The sequence below is a fragment of the Hymenobacter setariae genome, assembly GCF_007713685.1.
GTDB classification, from domain to species: Bacteria; Bacteroidota; Bacteroidia; order Cytophagales; family Hymenobacteraceae; genus Hymenobacter; species Hymenobacter setariae.
In genome coordinates, this window is the sequence record NZ_VMRJ01000001.1 from 759614 (window position 1) to 774421 (window position 14808).

General features: G+C 57.6%; 21 protein-coding genes and 1 tRNA gene. 13 read left to right on the forward strand and 9 right to left on the reverse strand.

The features are described from left to right. Nucleotides 1–39: 39 nt before the first annotated feature. From FNT36_RS03265 to FNT36_RS25350, 10 genes are all read left to right on the forward strand, one after another. The gene (locus FNT36_RS03265) at nt 40–1938 is read left to right on the forward strand and encodes an SGNH/GDSL hydrolase family protein (protein WP_233635646.1); all 1899 of its coding nucleotides are present in this window, start codon (nt 40–42) and stop codon (nt 1936–1938) included. Between the two features lie 54 nt (nt 1939–1992). Continuing rightward, on the forward strand, nt 1993–2196 hold the full coding sequence (locus tag FNT36_RS03270; RefSeq protein ID WP_144844317.1) for a hypothetical protein: 204 nt from the start codon (nt 1993–1995) through the stop codon (nt 2194–2196). Between the two features lie 5 nt (nt 2197–2201). Further along, nucleotides 2202–2519 (forward strand): hypothetical protein, encoded by a 318-nt coding sequence (locus FNT36_RS03275; protein ID WP_144844319.1) that lies wholly within the window; start codon nt 2202–2204, stop codon nt 2517–2519. Next, on the forward strand, nt 2516–2845 hold the full coding sequence (locus FNT36_RS03280) for a hypothetical protein (RefSeq protein WP_144844321.1): 330 nt from the start codon (nt 2516–2518) through the stop codon (nt 2843–2845). Before FNT36_RS03275 ends, FNT36_RS03280 begins: the two co-directional genes overlap by 4 nt. Nucleotides 2846–2869: 24 nt before the next feature. Further along, a complete protein-coding gene (locus FNT36_RS03285) occupies nt 2870–3145 on the forward strand; it encodes a hypothetical protein (protein ID WP_144844323.1) in 276 nt (91 codons plus the stop codon). Beyond that, nucleotides 3081–3488 carry a hypothetical protein gene (locus FNT36_RS03290; RefSeq protein WP_144844325.1) on the forward strand — a complete coding sequence of 136 codons (408 nt, stop codon included), beginning with the start codon at nt 3081–3083 and terminating at the stop codon, nt 3486–3488. Before FNT36_RS03285 ends, FNT36_RS03290 begins: the two co-directional genes overlap by 65 nt. A gap of 1 nt (nt 3489) precedes the next feature. Continuing rightward, a complete protein-coding gene (locus FNT36_RS03295) occupies nt 3490–3933 on the forward strand; it encodes a DUF5675 family protein (RefSeq protein WP_144844326.1) in 444 nt (147 codons plus the stop codon). An 8-nt stretch (nt 3934–3941) separates the two neighbouring features. Next, a complete protein-coding gene (locus FNT36_RS03300; protein ID WP_144844328.1) occupies nt 3942–4127 on the forward strand; it encodes a hypothetical protein in 186 nt (61 codons plus the stop codon). Next, complete coding sequence (locus FNT36_RS03305; protein WP_144844331.1) at nt 4128–4607, forward strand: hypothetical protein; 480 nt, start codon at nt 4128–4130, stop codon at nt 4605–4607. It begins immediately after the preceding gene. 224 nt (nt 4608–4831) lie between these two features. Then, nucleotides 4832–5008, forward strand: coding sequence for a plasmid mobilization protein (locus FNT36_RS25350; RefSeq protein WP_233635647.1), 177 nt, complete (start codon nt 4832–4834; stop codon nt 5006–5008). Nucleotides 5009–5037: 29 nt separating this feature from the next. Here the strand turns inward: FNT36_RS25350 and FNT36_RS03310 are convergent, their stop codons facing one another. Further along, complete coding sequence (locus tag FNT36_RS03310; protein ID WP_144844333.1) at nt 5038–5340, reverse strand: hypothetical protein; 303 nt, start codon at nt 5338–5340, stop codon at nt 5038–5040. Between the two features lie 156 nt (nt 5341–5496). On the opposite strand from FNT36_RS03310, the gene FNT36_RS25355 reads away from it, so the two are divergent. After that, entirely contained in the window at nt 5497–5655 is a 159-nt protein-coding gene (locus FNT36_RS25355) for a hypothetical protein (protein ID WP_233635648.1), read from the forward strand. Between the two features lie 79 nt (nt 5656–5734). Here the strand turns inward: FNT36_RS25355 and FNT36_RS03315 are convergent, their stop codons facing one another. The 8 genes from FNT36_RS03315 to FNT36_RS03350 form a co-directional block, all read right to left on the reverse strand. Next, nucleotides 5735–6040 (reverse strand): hypothetical protein, encoded by a 306-nt coding sequence (locus FNT36_RS03315; RefSeq protein ID WP_144844335.1) that lies wholly within the window; start codon nt 6038–6040, stop codon nt 5735–5737. A 628-nt stretch (nt 6041–6668) separates the two neighbouring features. Then, nucleotides 6669–6875: a hypothetical protein gene (locus FNT36_RS03320; protein WP_144844337.1), complete on the reverse strand. Its 207-nt coding sequence runs from the start codon at nt 6873–6875 to the stop codon at nt 6669–6671. A 237-nt stretch (nt 6876–7112) separates the two neighbouring features. Next, nucleotides 7113–7200: transfer RNA gene (locus tag FNT36_RS03325), tRNA-Ser, on the reverse strand. A 117-nt stretch (nt 7201–7317) separates the two neighbouring features. Next, on the reverse strand, nt 7318–8412 hold the full coding sequence (locus FNT36_RS03330; protein WP_144844339.1) for an asparaginase: 1095 nt from the start codon (nt 8410–8412) through the stop codon (nt 7318–7320). 301 nt (nt 8413–8713) lie between these two features. Continuing rightward, nucleotides 8714–9487 carry a TatD family hydrolase gene (locus FNT36_RS03335; protein WP_144844341.1) on the reverse strand — a complete coding sequence of 258 codons (774 nt, stop codon included), beginning with the start codon at nt 9485–9487 and terminating at the stop codon, nt 8714–8716. A 98-nt stretch (nt 9488–9585) separates the two neighbouring features. Next, nucleotides 9586–9996 (reverse strand): GNAT family N-acetyltransferase, encoded by a 411-nt coding sequence (locus FNT36_RS03340; RefSeq protein ID WP_144844343.1) that lies wholly within the window; start codon nt 9994–9996, stop codon nt 9586–9588. Nucleotides 9997–10055: 59 nt separating this feature from the next. Beyond that, nucleotides 10056–11183 (reverse strand): glycosyltransferase, encoded by a 1128-nt coding sequence (locus tag FNT36_RS03345; protein ID WP_144844345.1) that lies wholly within the window; start codon nt 11181–11183, stop codon nt 10056–10058. Nucleotides 11184–11193: 10 nt separating this feature from the next. Then, nucleotides 11194–11853 carry a polysaccharide deacetylase family protein gene (locus FNT36_RS03350; protein ID WP_233635649.1) on the reverse strand — a complete coding sequence of 220 codons (660 nt, stop codon included), beginning with the start codon at nt 11851–11853 and terminating at the stop codon, nt 11194–11196. Between the two features lie 143 nt (nt 11854–11996). Here FNT36_RS03350 and trxA point away from each other — a divergent pair, with 143 nt between their 5' ends. Both trxA and FNT36_RS03360 read left to right on the forward strand, forming a co-directional pair. Then, nucleotides 11997–12302 carry a thioredoxin gene (trxA, locus tag FNT36_RS03355; protein ID WP_144844347.1) on the forward strand — a complete coding sequence of 102 codons (306 nt, stop codon included), beginning with the start codon at nt 11997–11999 and terminating at the stop codon, nt 12300–12302. Nucleotides 12303–12397: 95 nt separating this feature from the next. Next, nucleotides 12398–14743 (forward strand): TonB-dependent receptor, encoded by a 2346-nt coding sequence (locus tag FNT36_RS03360; protein ID WP_144844349.1) that lies wholly within the window; start codon nt 12398–12400, stop codon nt 14741–14743. Nucleotides 14744–14808: the final 65 nt, after the last annotated feature.

The window sequence follows — 14808 nt, forward strand, 5'->3', positions numbered from 1 at the left end:
AGGTTTTCTAACGGGCTACCGACCCAGGCTAGCATTAAGATGTTTAGCCGCGTCTACGGCCGCACGATTGCCAACAGCCAGGTAGGCATTGCCGTGTTTGTAGATGGCACTTTCGTGGGTATTGCCAACCCTACCGCCGCCGATGTCGAGCAGACCATCCCCTTCGCCCTCAGTGGCGCCAGCGGCAACCACGTCGTACGCTTTCAAGAGCCCTTACAGGAGCAAGGCAATGTCGGGGATTACCGGGGCACTTCTATCATTTCCATAGACTACGGGCAAAACGCACCAGCTTACAGCGTGGTCGCGCCTACCGTTTCGGCTACTACCATAGCCTGGAACTCCAACAGTATCGGGGTGGGCACAGGCACCGACATCCCGCAGCGCGATGGCGTGCAGGCTGTCCTAAAGGGCTTGATGGGCAATACAGCCAAGTTTATCAGCTTGGGGGCCGGGGGGCGCAGAATATCCGACGCTTACCCCGACCAAGCCGCCTGCGATGCGGAAATGCTGCTACTGGCTAAGGCCTGGCAAGGGGTAGCTAATCCAGTTTATTACTTGTCTATCGGGGTAAACGACATCCCGGCTGGCTTTAGCATTAGCCAGGCTGCGGCCGCTGCTGGCCGCATTTTAGATACCGTACACGCCCGCTACCCCAAAGCCCGCGTTCTGTTCCAAACGCCGCTACTCGTGTCGGGTGCAGTAGCCAATTATACAGAGGCCAACATGGTGCCCTTGCGGGCGGCCTTCGTTGCCCTGGCGAACGCGCGGCCCTGGGTAGAGCTAGTAAACGGGCTGGGCTTACTTGCTAGCACGCAAAAGCTCATTGATGGCCTGCACCCGAGCAATGCGGGGGCAGTAGAGTACGCCACCAACTTGTATACCAACTATTTCGGAACGTACTCGGAATCTGGTAACGGCGCCATTTTTGACGAAGACAATAGCTCCCTGCGCTTCCCCGATGGGGGGTACACGGTCGAGAACAGCACCCTCTATATTAACGGCCGAGGATATTCTACGCAAGAAGTAGATAAGCGCGCTCGGGTGAAGTTCTACAACCCTACCCCGTTTAAAATGGCGGCTAGTTATCCGTTGGCTGCAGACAAGGGCGGGGCATTGCTGACGCTGATAGACCGCACCAGCCAAGAGGCTGTGCTTAATGTTAACTTGAAACAGTCGCTGCCACTCGGCAGTACGTCGCAGCCTTCAGCGCAGCGTTACGTGAGCGCGAACACGTACCCAGCAGGCCATTACGAGCTAATCTTCCAAAGCAACCCCGCTATTGCGACAAGAAAAATTTCTTTCGACCAATGCCGCGTCGTAGACCCTAGCACGCCTTCTATCGGGGGCGAGGAGGTTGTTTACGATATCACTTTTAACACGCTCCAGCACGCCCCGCTAGATGGGCAAGATAACTGGACGGACTACACGCCGAACAAGGACCAGTACTTGGTTACGAGCACCGGCCTCACGCTAAAAGCGGGGTCTAGCTTCGATGCCAACCCTCGGGGTGCGCTCTATAACTACCAGTTTCTAAACGGGGAAATTCGCGTGCGGCTAAACAAGCTGATTCCGACCGTAATGATTCGGGCCCGGCACCAGCTCAGCACTGATAGGTGCCTCGCGTTTTGGTGCCGCTTTGATGATGTCGCCAAAAAGTTCGTGTTTGATGCGGGCGTGATTCAGGGCACCAGCGTCGCGGTGCTTAGTCCCACCGTGGGCCCTTACATGCCTACGGTGGGGGTAGATGATTTTATCATGGCCTTCAAGCTAGTAGGCAATCAAGTAGAGTTGCGCGCTTATAGCCAGTTCGCGCCTTACCCCGAAACGGCCTCCTACACGACCACGCTACCCGATGACTACAACCTGCCCGCAGGCTTAGTGGGCATCTGTGCCCTCTCCTATGAGGCAGAGGCTTATGAGTTCGTCCTGTTTGCCTAGCCATCGCGGCTAGCGGCCCCACCCTCACTGTATTTGCTTATCGCCCCTAACCCTATGCACATCCATCTCCTCGACGGCCAAGCCGTTGCCTGCTACGACCCCGACCTGCTCAAGCCCGTGCATGTGAGCGGCCCCAAGCCGACTGGCCTACATCCGGAAGAGCGCGCCCGCCTCGAATCTGAGCGCGCCTGCCTCATTCGTGAGCGCCATAACACCCAGTGCGGCATCGACCACATCACGGCTTTGCTGGCTGCCTAGTACTCATGTCTAATAACGACAGCACCATCGACAAGCTCAAAATCTGGGCTTTCCCGGCCCTGTTGGCGGTGCTGAACGTGCTGCTCACCACCCAGATTAACAGCGCCGCCAACGACATCAAGGAAACGCGCAAAGACATCATCGAGCTCTCGACTACGGTGAAGCTCGAAACGATGGAGCGCCAGTACCTCACCCAGCGCGTCACCAACCTGGAAGCGGCCAAGCAGGAGGCGGCTGCTACACATAAGGAGTTCGAGCAGCGCATCAATTCGCTGGAGCAGCGTGCGGCCATGTACGACCAATTCATGAGCACCCACAAATGAAAGGAGCCAGCCGCCACCTGCGGGAGTTCTTCGAAGATGCCCGCGGGCACTTCAACGCCTTCACGCTTATCGCTCTCACCGCCGGCATAACGCTGGCCACGGCCCCGCTGGTGTGCCGCATCATGACGTGGCCCACGCTCAACCGCGACGAGATAAGTGCCCTGAGCCTCGTGTACTGCATCTCGGCCCTGGGTGATTACCTGCTGGGCATTTTCCTCAACAAGATGCCCTCGACCCTGGTGCAGCAAAACCAAGGCGACGGGGGCATGGCCATCGGCGAAGGTGCCACTGCCGGCCCAGTTGGTGAGCTGCCGCCCGCTTCCTAACTGTCACACCCTCTTTTTCTGCCAATGCCCAAGTACCTACTCCTACTATCCCTGCTGGCCCTAGGTGCCTGCCACCCGAAAGAGTCCACCGTGCCCGCCATCGTGCGCGCCGCGGTAGCACAGGCCCGCCGCGACAGCACCAAGGCCGCCCGCCTGGATAGCACCGCCCGCTACTACCGTGACCTCGGCCAGACCTACGAAGATTCTGCCACGCTCTACCATCTGCAAAGTACCCATGTCAAAGCTCAAGCTACTGCTGCTGACAGCGCTGCCCTTCAGCGCTTTTTCGCAGGCTATTAAACTCATTCCGCCACCCGGCCCCACCGTCTGCATGCCCGTAGCGCAGGCGGCTAAGGTACGCGACAGCCTCACGGTGCTGCCCAAAGTGCGGCGGGAGGCGCGCACCTGGCGCAAGGCGGCTACCACCTACCGCACGGCCGCCGATACGGCGCAGGCTGCTTACGTGCGCCAGGTTGCAGCTATAGCCAACGTGCAGCTGGCCCTGCGGGAGGAAACCATCGAAGCCACCCGCTACGAGGTCAGCGCCAAGAAGTGGAAAGGCAAAGCGCAACGCCGGGGCTTCTGGAGCTGGCTGGGCTGGGCTGCCGCCCTTGGTCTCACCCTAAGTATTGCCGCTCGCTAGCATGGTTATTTCCATCATTCGCCAGCCGAGCGCCAAGGGCGCGACGCTGAGCACCTGGTACATCGAGGGCCAAAAAGTATGCGTCGGCATTGAAGACGTAGTGCGTGGTCCGAGAGAGGCCAAGGTCTACGGCAAGACGGCCATACCTGCCGGTACCTACCGCGTGATTGTCACGATGAGCAACCGCTTCAAGCGCCGGCTGCCGCTGCTGGTGAACGTGCCCGGTGGCAGCATCCGCTTCGGCAACAACCTCATCGACGACTGCGGCGTGCGCATCCACCCCGGCAACACGGCCGCTGATACCGAGGGCTGCCTGCTGCCCGGCTCGGCCTTCGGCGCCGACGGGGCCAGCGTTTCGGCTAGTCGCGTGGCGTTCGACCGCCTGTTTCTGCGCATCGAGACGGCCGTGGCCAACGGCGAACCTATTACCCTCACCATTAAATAATCTTTTCTGTGAAAAAGTATCTCGCAATCATTCTTTGGGTAGCAGCTGCTGCCATGTTCATAGCTGAGCCCCTCAACCCTGGTTCTGGCTGGGTAGTCGGTGGTATTGGCTTCACAGCCGTGGGCTGCATCGTGGCGGGCTACAGCAAGTACCGCACGGGCAAGTGGTTTACCAACGAGTCAGGAGGCCACTAGATGCTTGCTATCACCTATCAGCTTTTCGCCATCCTGTGCGGCTGGCTGGAAGCCGTGCTCTACGCGCGCCGCGGGGCTGAGGCCTTCACGGGCAATGAGCACACCGGCATGATGCTGCAGCGCATCGCCGCCTGGCTGCTGGTACCGGTGTCGCTACTCGCCCAGCACTGGATAGGCGAGTGGGCCCTGGTCGAGATAGTGCCGGCCGGGCTGCTCTTCCCGCTCTTCCATGATGAAGCCTACAACTTCACTCGGCTCTGGATTGACAAGCGGGCGCAGCTCAATACAGGCCTAGGCATCCTGGCCCCTGAGGCGACTCGGGACAAGCTAGCTTGGCACCAGGCGTGGGCAGCCTACGCCTACGGCTACCAGTCGCCTACTACCACTGCCCGCAATGATTTCAATGGCACGCAGCGCACTTGGCTGGCCCTAGGTGGCCTGCTGGTACTGATAGCTGGCTACTGGTTACTTCTCAAATAGCTCATCAAACTTGATAAGCTGCTTGAGAAGCTAGCCTCATAATCTATATCGGCGGGAAGGGAAGGCTCGCCACGTGTTCTATTGTTCGTGACCTATTAGCTATAAGTAAAAAGCCCCGGCCTGACCAGTCGGGGCTTTTCTATTCAGCTATGTGATAGGGCGTAGCGCCAGTGCCTTCCCGGTAGTGGGGCTTTCTTGTATAATTCTTGTAACATCTTTGTAGCATGAAAGAACCTAAAGCCGCCCGCCGTAACCCCCAAGTGAGTATTGCCCTTGCCCCTGAGGATAAGAAATTTATAGAGAAAGTAGCCAAAGCACGAGGGTTAAGCATGAGTGCTCTGCTGCGCACGCTGGCCTATGATGAAGGGCGGCGACTAGGTATTGCGGACCCAAGCAAATAGCCGCCCCAACCTGACCGGCCGGGGCTTTTTTAGTCAAGCACAAACTCAACTGCCGTCCACGTGTAGTGCGCGTCGGGCAGGCGCTTATATTCTTTTTGAAATGCCTGTAGGATAGGGCCCCTCATTTTATCCTCGTTGGAGCAACCGATGATGCCACGCCCGAGTAAGGCAATGACAATAGTGGCTGGCTCATGGCGCTCGATGTACTGACTAAGCAGGAGCATGCCTTCTATATTGGTTGTAATCTGAGGGCCGTCGCTGTCTATTTCTGGCAGGCGGATGTAGCGGATAATTCTATTCTTATAGGAAAGGTCATGAAACAGGTAACGCATCTACGGAATCACTTCAAAGTTTCGCCTAGATTACGCGTTGCGCGTATCCAGAGTTCAACATTAGTGCTACTGTCGCTGCATCTAGCTGTATAATAGCAGGTATAAGTAGTATAATGAAGAGATACAACCTAACCATCTAGCGCTTTTATTTGCGCTATGTACACCCTACGCCGTCTGCGCTACGCGACCCGCTGGACGCGGCGCCTCAGTTTTGCGCTCCTTATTGTCTTGCTGTTGTTCCTTAGCTGGCGTGCCTATCAGGCCCGGCAGCAGACCTATCAGCCAGCACCAGCCCCAGTTACGCAGCTAGCGTAGCATGACCTGCTACGCCTTCCGCCTGCTCGCGTCCGTCGCTATCAATCAGGCAGCACAGAGTAAGTTGCTAAGCGAGCAATCACTTCCTTACCTTCCCTATTGCATACACTCCCGCTTTGGCTTTCAATGAATCCGGCCAGGCTAGCGCCTTAATGGACACGTAGCCTATTCTAGTCTCGCTTAATCTTATTGCAATCTGGCCCCACTCGGGAGTTACGGGCATTACCAGGTCTACTGTATCGCCCGCCTCTACAATTGCTTGGGGCCTCTTAGAGTCGGCGGTCCATATCTGGGCATGAGCAGTAACGGCGACGGGGTAAGCAAGCCTCTCAGGTTTGCAGGTAACTAGAATTCCAAGCGTGCCAATAAATAGTAGTTTTTTCATGCTTGAAAGCTACAAAAAATTCCCCTTCCCGTGCAAGTACTACTATACTGCTAAGACGTGCATATTTGTAGGGAATCCCTCACGGAAGGAATTCATACTAACCAAGAAGAAAGCCTCGTTTGCTTCAAGCGAGGCTTTTTCATGTATCAGCTACCCATACACTACAAAAAAGACTCACCTGAAGCAGATGAGTCTTTCTGAGCTATGAAAACAAACTAGCCCGAAGGCCATCGCAAAATTAAATAAGCTGAACAAAAAAGGCCAGCCCTAGTAGAGCTGGCCTTTTTAGATTGTGAACTTAGAAAAGCAGCGCGCTGCCTTTCTACTATAAAGATAAAAGCCCCGACATGACCGGCCGGAGCTTTTTAATTATGCACATAGAATGTAGTTCAGTTTTCTACCGACGCACACCAACTCGCTCAGGCGAAGAGTTTAAAGGAGTGAGCAAATCGAGTGAGTAAAGAAACCAAGTGATGAAAGCAGTAATCAGCAGCGACGTTAGTAGGCGCGCTAGTAGTTTAAGCAGGACAGTCGAGGTAAGCTTTGCCATGTGTTAAAAGGTGCACCAGCTGAAATCAAATTATGACGGGCTGAGGCATTGTCGGTAGTGCGACACAACCACCACTAGCTACTTGCTAAACCACTTCTCCCACTGCTCAGGCGTCACTACCAGCAGCCTTATGCCTTCGCCCACAGGGATTGGCTCGATAGCCACATTGCCATCCTTACGTCGGGTGATTTGCAGCTCGTAGCGCTGGCCTACTCGAAAGCCTAGCCAATTATCATCTACGCCAGCAGCAATTTCGCCGAGATAGGTGCGGGTTTCGGTAGTCATAGAAAAAATTAATTAAGAGAGTAGCGATAGAGTAGCGGCTCTATGCGCGTAGGCAACCGCTCAGTAGGCCGTGGAAGGCGACTATCGTAGTGCGCGCGGCCACGTGCTAGCAGGGCCAGCCCCTGAATTGTAGCCTTATTAGGTAGCGAGAAATAGGGCATTGTTTGACGCTTGTTTTACTCAAGCAAAAAAGCCTACCGTAAACACTTGATTTACAGTAGGCTTTTGAAACACTAGCAGAGAGGAAGGGATTCGAACCCTCGATGACCTTTTGAGCCATACACACTTTCCAGGCGTGCTCCTTCGACCACTCGGACACCTCTCTGAATGGGGCTGCAAAGATAGGTAAAAAAATGAGCAGGTGAGAAAGGAACGAGGTGAGGAAGGCGAAAGAAGTCGTTTTTCTCGCTGTCCTGCGCCGTCCTTCTGGCCGCTTTGCCCTCTACTGCGGCGTGATTTCCCCGCGGAGGTCTTGGCTGAGCAGCGCCCGCGTTTGGGTTTCGTCTAGCTCTATGCCCAGCACAAACATCAACTTGGTAATGGCCGCTTCACTGGTGATATCATCGCCGCCAATTACGCCTAAGTTGGTGAGGTGGGCGCTGGTTTCGTAGCGGCCCTGCACCACGCGGCCTTCTTCGCACTGGCTAACATTCAAGATATAAACGCCGCGCTGGCGCGCGCGCTCTAGGCACTGCAAAAACCACGGAGCCGTGGGCGCATTGCCTGAGCCGTAGGTTTCGAGCACGCAGCCGCGCAGGCCCGGCACCCCCAGCACGGCCTCCACCACGGCCGCCGTAATGCCCGGAAACAGCCGCAGCACGGCCACGTTTTCGTCGAGGCGCTCGTGCACTTTGAGGCGAGCGCTGGGCAGCAGCCGAATATCATTGTCGGCAAACGTGAGGTTGATGCCAGCGCGAACCAGAGGCGGATAATTCTCGCTCCTAAAAGCGGCAAACTGCTGGCTTTCAACTTTCTTAGCCCGGTTGCCCCGAATGAGGATATCATCAAAAAACAATCCTACCTCGGGCAGCTGCACCGTGTGGGCTTGCGGGTGGCGAGCCGCAGCTATCTCTAAGGCCGTGAGCAGGTTGCGGGCCGCATCGGAGCGGGTGCGACCCACCGGCACCTGCGCTCCCGTAAAGATGACGGGCTTGCCTAGGTGCTCGAGCAAAAAGCTGAGCGCCGCAGCCGAGTAAGCCATGGTATCGGTGCCGTGCAACACCACAAACCCATCGAACTCGCTGTAATACTGCTTGATAAGCTGCGCCAGACGCAGCCAGTCGGTAGGTGTCACGTTGCTGCTATCGATGAGCTGCGGCAGGGTCAGCAGCTCTAGCCGGTAGGGCAGTTGCCGCAGCTCGGGCACCAAGCGGTCGAGCTTACTGAAATGCATGGGTACTAACTCTTGCCGGGTGTTGACGACCATGCCAATCGTGCCGCCCGTGTACAAAATGAGTAAGCGCGGGGCGGTGGTATCAGTAGCGGGGGCGGCCGTCGGGAGGGTCAGGAGCGGCAAGTCGGCAAGAGTATCTGGCATAGCACAAAGAACGGTAGCGAGGCTGAGGTAACGCATTAGCTACTTAGTGCGCTATTCGATGCTCTACGGACATGCATACCAGCAGCGGACTAGGTTATTGGACCTCGCAAGGGTGCACCTTGGCAATTAAAATGCTACAAGTTAACAAATTATATAAAATTGCAACATTGTTACAATTAAGGCAAAGGCATTCAGCTCGACAACAGAGTTTTTATGTGCAACATTGTTTCAATAATAAAATAAAGAGACTGTGAAAAATTCAAAAATCTGATTTATAAGCCTTTACTCGCCTATCATTTGCTCAGGACAATTGAAAGAGTTGCTGGGCATTGCGCGTAGTAGCAGCGGCTACGGCTTCGGGGTCTTGGCCAAGTAGCGTGGCTAGGCGGTGCAGCACCAACGGTAGGTAAGCGGGTTCGTTGCGCTTGCCGCGGTAGGGCACGGGCGCCAGGTAGGGGCAATCGGTTTCGAGTACTAGGTGCTTGACCGCTACGTGCGGCAGCACTTTATCGAGGCCGCCATTCTTGAAAGTAGCTACGCCGCCGATGCCCAGCTTAAAGCCACCTAGGGCAATGATGCGCTCGGCTTCGGCTACGCCGTCGGAAAAGCAGTGGAACACGCCGCGCAGCGTGCCATCCTGCGCTTCGGCCACTAGCTCGAAGGCCTCTTCAAAAGCGCTACGGGTGTGGAGCACGATGGGCAAGTCGTATTGCTTGGCTAGGCGCAGCTGTACTCGCAGGGCTTCCTGCTGCTGCGGCAGAAAGGTTTTATCCCAATATAAATCGATGCCGCACTCACCTACTGCCACGAAGGGACGCTTGCTGAGCCAGTCTTCTAAGCGGTAAAGTTCTTGCTCGAAGTCAGCCTTTACCGAGCACGGGTGCAGGCCCATCATGGCGTGGCAGGTTTGGGGAAAGTCAGCTTCCAGCTCCAGCATACCGTCGATGCTAGTGTGGTCGATGTTGGGCAGCAAGATGGTTTCGACGCCGGCCGCTACGGCTCGGTGCAAGGCCTCGGCACGGTCGGGCCGAAACTGCTCGGAGTAAAGGTGGGCGTGGGTTTCGATTAACTTCATTTCGTTTGTTGGTATCCTTTTTTCGCTGGTTATTTTTTGCGCCTCAACACGCACTGCTCAGTCAACAAGACCTAAAAACAACCAGCGAACAATTCATTTTAGGGCAGGTAGCGCCGCAGCCGCATGTAGGGAATCGGGCCTTTGTAGAAAATATCGCCCTCGGGCTGCAGCCCAAACCGCCCGTAAAAAGCTAGTGTGTTGTGCCGGGCATCGCACCACAGCGAGTGCGCCCCCTGGGCGGTAGCCGCCGCAATGGCGTGCTGCAACAGCGCCGAGCCAATGCCCTTCCCCTGCCACGCCGCTGCAGTGGCAAACTTGCGAAAGCGAGCCACATCATCGGCATCGACAAACAGTGAAATGACGGATACTAGCTCGTCGCCTTCGAAAGCGCCGAAGTGCTGCCCTAGGTGGTCATCGGGCAGTTTGATGTAGTCGAGCGGCTTGGTGGGCCACAGCACGGCGTGGCGCAGGGCGTAGGTTTGGGCAGCAGTAATAGATTGAATAGTCATGTTTTCATCGAGGAGGACGTAGATAGATAAGATTACGCAAGAAGGCCGCAAAAGTCTCTTTATTGATAATGGCGGCCCTTCCAATCGACCCCGCGGCGGCCAAATAGCCGGCTTAGGGCCAAGTGCGTGGTGAGTGCCAACGAGAAAAACTCATATCCCACCACTACGGCCACGGCTGGCATGGGCAAGCCCGCCCGGCGCGTAGCCACCCGCAACATAAGGGCTTGGGCGCAGATTTTCAATAGCATGGCCCCTAGGGCCCAGTCGGGCCGCCCGAGCAGCAGTAGGCCGGCCACCGCTAGCCAGTAGCCGCTAAAGAGCACCAGCGCCACCTGCACCCGGCGCGGCAGCGCCGCCACCCCGCGCACCCAGCGTAGGCGCTGCCGCAGCAGGGCAGCCCACGCGCCCGCTGGTAGCGACGAGGCGCGCACGGCCGGCTCGAATAGCTGCCGGAAGCCGTAGCCCTGCGCATTCACAGCCTCAAACAGGGCAAAGTCTTCGATGATGGTAGCGGGCATGGCTTCGTAGCCGCCGGTGGCCTGGTAGGCTGCGCGGGTCACGAGCATGTTGTTGCCCATGGCCGTCATGGGCTGGCCGCTGTCGGTGGCGACCTGGATGGACCCCAGCGACAGCAGCCAATCAACGCCTTGCAGCTTAGCCAATAAGCTAGGTCCCTGCACCACCGTGAGGCCCGTGACGGTGCCCACCCGCGGGGCGGCGTGCGCCAGCAGGCCCTGCACCCAGGTGGCAGGCACGGCAATGTCGGCGTCGGTTAGCAGCCAGTAGTCGGTGGTGGCGAGGTGAGCCAGGTGGGCCAGCACATTGGCCTTGCCCCGCGCCTGCCCTAGGGTACCGGTGATGGTCACCACCCGAAAGCTACCGGCAAAGCCCTGCATGGCAGCTTCGGCCACGGCGCGGGTGCCATCGGTGCTGGCATCGTCGCCCACCAATACTTCGAGCAAGTGCGCCGGATACTGGAGCGCGCGCACGCTGGCCAGGCAGCGCGGCAGGGCTGCTTCCTCATTGCGGGCCGCGATGAAGATGCTGACGCGAGGCAGCGGCTCGGGCAGTGGCACAGGCGCCGGGGCGCCGGCCCGCGTGGCCAGCCGCTGCATAATGTACCCTAGCCAACCCAGCCACAGGGCGCAGTACACGACACAGCCATACGCTACAGCACTTATCAGCAAGGGGTTTTACTTAAAGCGTGGCAAATTCATAGCCTAGGTCGCCGTAGTGCGCCAGCAGCCGCGGTAGCAGAAAGCGCAGCGAGCGGCTGGCCTTGCGCGAGTCGTGCAGCACCACAATATCGCCGGGGCGGGTGGCGGCTAAAGTCAGGCGCAGGGCCCGCTCGGGCGAGAGGTCGCGGTCGTAGTCGCGGGTGAGCAAGGACCACATAATGACGCGGTACTCGGCCCGCAGTTGCCGCAGCACCGGCCACGTGAGGCGGCCGTAGGGCGGGCGAAAAAGCGGTTGCTGCGCCGCGCTGGGCACTCCTAGGTCGGCTAGCTGCCGCTGGCACGCGGCTACATCGGCTAGATAGGCGGGGCGGGGCGTGTTCCAGGCGCTGCGGTGGTGCTGGGTGTGGTTGCCGAGGCGGTGGCCAGCAGCCAGTGCAGCGCGGGCAATGTCGGGGTGGCGCCCTAGGTTGTCGCCCACGCAAAAAAACGTGGCTTGCGCCTGGTAGGCCGCCAGTTGCTCTAGCACCCAAGGAGTTTCTTCCGGAATGGGGCCGTCGTCGAAGGTGAGGTAGAGCCGCGGGCGGCCCGTGGGGCCGGTGGGCGCGCCGCGCCATTCGCTGCCCGAAAAAATGGGCCGCAGCCAGGCGGGCGGACGAGTGAGCGGATTGGGAGGCAGCAAAACGAAACCGAAGCCAGCGCAGACCGGTACTAAGCTACCTAGGTGCCCACTTCGGACTGCAAACTTACCCCGCCCGTGTCGTAGCGGGCCGCCCGACTTGGCTCCTACCCCCTACCTTTTTTAACTCATCACGCAAATTCGCCATGCCTCGCAAGTCTTTTTCCGAACTCATCAATAGCCCCGGCATGCCCGTGCTCGTCGATTTTTATGCCGACTGGTGCGGCCCTTGTAAGACGATGGCGCCCATCTTGCAGCAAGTGGCGGCCCAGCACGAAGGCAAGCTGCGCATCATAAAAATCGACGTGGACAAGAACCCGGCCGTGGCGCAGCAATTTCGCGTGCAAAGTATCCCTACCCTCATTCTTTTTCATAAGGGCCAGCCCGTGTGGCGGCAGGCGGGCGTGGTACCCGCTGCGCAGCTCAACCAGAGCGTAGGCGCTTATTTATAAATGAATTTTGAATGAAGTTATAGGGTATATGCAAACTAAACACTTTCGGGGTGCGTTGGCTACGCGCCACGCCCCCGTGGTGATTACTTTGCAGTATGAGTCAGATTGCCCTACGCAATAGTGTATTAATTAGCTTATTAGTTGTCTTATTACCCGGCGTAAGCCTCGGGCAGGTGCGCCATATCCTGAGCGGTATTGTGCGCGCGGCCGATGGCACGGCCCTGCCCGGCGCCACGGTGGCAGTACCAGCCCTAGGGCTGGGCACCGCTACGGAAACCGACGGCACCTACCAATTGGACCTACCCGCTGGGCCGCAGCAGGTGGTAGTGTCGTTTGTGGGCTATACTTCCCAAACGGCCGAGGTGAAGCTGACCCGCAACCAGCACTACAACTTCACGCTGGCCGCCAGCCAGAGCGAGCTGGGCGAGGTGGTGGTACAGGGCCAGCAGTCGCTAAAAGAGAAGCTGACGACCACTCAGATGGGCGTCGAGCACCTCAGTATTCGGGAGGCCAAGCTGCTGCCGGCCCTGTTTGGCGAGGTCGATATCCTGAAAACTCTGCAGCTGAAGCCGGGCGTGCAAAGCGGCGGCGAGGGCAGCAGCGGTTTGTTTGTGCGCGGCGGCTCTTCAGACCAAAATCTGATATTACTCGACAATGTACTGGTTTACAACCCCAACCACTTGTTCGGGCTATTTTCGGTGTTCAACTCCGACGCGGTGCAGAGCGTCGATTTATACAAGGCGGGCTTTCCGGCGCAGTATGGCGGGCGGCTGTCGTCGGTGGTCGATGTGAAGCTGCGCGAGGGCGACCGCCAGAAATTCACCACGTCGGGCGGCATCGGGCTTATTTCGTCACGCCTCACCTTTGAGGGACCCATTAACAAGGGCAAAGGCTCGTTTTTGGTGAGCGGGCGGCGCACGTACTTCGACATTTTTACCCGCGCCCTCAACCGGGCCAACGAGGGCAAGGAAGATTACAGTCCTATTCCGGACTATTACTTCTACGACTTCAATGCCAAGGCTAACTATTCGCTGGGCGAGAAGGACCAGCTGTTTTTCACGGGCTACCTAGGGCGCGACATTTTCGGCTTTACCTCACCCAATGGCTTTAAGTCGAATTTCACCTGGGGCAATACCCTAGGCGTACTGCGCTGGCAGCACGTGTTTTCGCCACGGCTCACGCTAAATACCTCGGCTGCCGTAACGACCTACAAGTACGACCTCAACAACAGCATCGACCAGTTTAGCTTTACCCTAGGCTCGACTATTCTGGATTATACCCAGCGCGCCGACCTCGACTATGTACCCAACGAGCGGCACACTATCAAGGTGGGCGCGATGCTCACGGAGCACAATTTTGGGGTGGGCCGCTTGCAACGCAGCTCGCAGGACAACAGCGTGAACTTCGGGGCCGATGTCAACTACACTGGCCAGGAAGCCGGCCTCTACGCCTCCGACAACTTCAAGGCCAGCGACAAGCTCCAGCTTGAAGGCGGGCTGCGATTCTCGGGCTTTCGCAGCGGCACCAATACCTATGGCGGCATCGAGCCCCGCGCCTCGGCCCGCTACTCGCTCACCGACAAGGTAGCGCTCAAGGGCAGCTACGCCCTTATGTACCAATACGTTCACTTGGTATCGAACTCGGGCGCCTCGCTGCCCACCGATATCTGGTACCCCTCGCGCTTGTCGGTGAAGCCCGAGCGCTCGCAGCAGGTGAGCACCGGCGCAAGCTTTTTGCTGGGCGATGGCAAGTACTTGCTTACTAATGAGGTGTATTATAAATGGGCGCGCAACGTCATTGATTTCAAGGACGGCGCCCAAATTTTTGCTAATAACGACCTCGATTCGCAGTTCCTCTTCGGCCGCGGCTGGGCCTATGGCAATGAGCTATACCTAGAGAAAAAAACTGGCAAAACCACCGGCTGGATAGGCTACACCCTGGCCTGGACCAAGCGCAATTTTCCACCTCAGCTCGGCACCACGGGCATCAACGGCGGCCGCGATTTTTATCCCAACTACGACCGCCGCCACAACCTGAACGTGGTGGTGCTGCACCAGCTTAATGCGCGTATCAATCTCACAGCCAGCTTTGTCTTTACTAGCGGTGCGCCTACTACGCTGCCCCTAGGTCGGTTTGCGTTGCAGGATATCTACCAGGGCGGTATTCAGGCGGTGCCTATTTACCCCGACCGCAATTCGTACCGCCTCATCCCCTACCACCGCCTCGACCTAGGCGTGGTGTACAAGCTGCGCCCCTCACGCATCGGCGGCGACCGCGACCTGACCTTCAGCATCTACAACGCCTACAACCGGCGCAATGCTTACTTCATTTATTTCGACCAGACCCGCGACAAGGCCACCGATAAAGTGACCGGCTACGCAGCGCGGCAAGTGTCGCTGTTTCCATTCATTCCGTCCGTGACGTACAATTTCCGCTTCTAAACCACAGATTCAAAATAATTTAATAGGTTTCGTAGATACGCTTGCTGACGTTGGTTTTTGATGCT

What these genes read in the sequence shown, in the direction of transcription:
- FNT36_RS03265 (WP_233635646.1), top strand. Translation starts at nt 40, where the DNA reads ATGTTTAGCCGCGTCTACGGCCGCACGATTGCCAACAGCCAGGTAGGC.
- FNT36_RS03270 (WP_144844317.1), top strand. Translation starts at nt 1,993, where the DNA reads ATGCACATCCATCTCCTCGACGGCCAAGCCGTTGCCTGCTACGACCCC.
- FNT36_RS03275 (WP_144844319.1), top strand. Translation starts at nt 2,202, where the DNA reads ATGTCTAATAACGACAGCACCATCGACAAGCTCAAAATCTGGGCTTTC.
- FNT36_RS03280 (WP_144844321.1), top strand. Translation starts at nt 2,516, where the DNA reads ATGAAAGGAGCCAGCCGCCACCTGCGGGAGTTCTTCGAAGATGCCCGC.
- FNT36_RS03285 (WP_144844323.1), top strand. Translation starts at nt 2,870, where the DNA reads ATGCCCAAGTACCTACTCCTACTATCCCTGCTGGCCCTAGGTGCCTGC.
- FNT36_RS03290 (WP_144844325.1), top strand. Translation starts at nt 3,081, where the DNA reads ATGTCAAAGCTCAAGCTACTGCTGCTGACAGCGCTGCCCTTCAGCGCT.
- FNT36_RS03295 (WP_144844326.1), top strand. Translation starts at nt 3,490, where the DNA reads ATGGTTATTTCCATCATTCGCCAGCCGAGCGCCAAGGGCGCGACGCTG.
- FNT36_RS03305 (WP_144844331.1), top strand. Translation starts at nt 4,128, where the DNA reads ATGCTTGCTATCACCTATCAGCTTTTCGCCATCCTGTGCGGCTGGCTG.
- FNT36_RS25350 (WP_233635647.1), top strand. Translation starts at nt 4,832, where the DNA reads ATGAAAGAACCTAAAGCCGCCCGCCGTAACCCCCAAGTGAGTATTGCC.
- FNT36_RS03310 (WP_144844333.1), bottom strand. Translation starts at nt 5,340, where the DNA reads ATGCGTTACCTGTTTCATGACCTTTCCTATAAGAATAGAATTATCCGC.
- FNT36_RS25355 (WP_233635648.1), top strand. Translation starts at nt 5,497, where the DNA reads ATGTACACCCTACGCCGTCTGCGCTACGCGACCCGCTGGACGCGGCGC.
- FNT36_RS03315 (WP_144844335.1), bottom strand. Translation starts at nt 6,040, where the DNA reads ATGAAAAAACTACTATTTATTGGCACGCTTGGAATTCTAGTTACCTGC.
- FNT36_RS03320 (WP_144844337.1), bottom strand. Translation starts at nt 6,875, where the DNA reads ATGACTACCGAAACCCGCACCTATCTCGGCGAAATTGCTGCTGGCGTA.
- FNT36_RS03330 (WP_144844339.1), bottom strand. Translation starts at nt 8,412, where the DNA reads ATGCCAGATACTCTTGCCGACTTGCCGCTCCTGACCCTCCCGACGGCC.
- FNT36_RS03335 (WP_144844341.1), bottom strand. Translation starts at nt 9,487, where the DNA reads ATGAAGTTAATCGAAACCCACGCCCACCTTTACTCCGAGCAGTTTCGG.
- FNT36_RS03340 (WP_144844343.1), bottom strand. Translation starts at nt 9,996, where the DNA reads ATGACTATTCAATCTATTACTGCTGCCCAAACCTACGCCCTGCGCCAC.
- trxA (WP_144844347.1), top strand. Translation starts at nt 11,997, where the DNA reads ATGCCTCGCAAGTCTTTTTCCGAACTCATCAATAGCCCCGGCATGCCC.
- FNT36_RS03360 (WP_144844349.1), top strand. Translation starts at nt 12,398, where the DNA reads ATGAGTCAGATTGCCCTACGCAATAGTGTATTAATTAGCTTATTAGTT.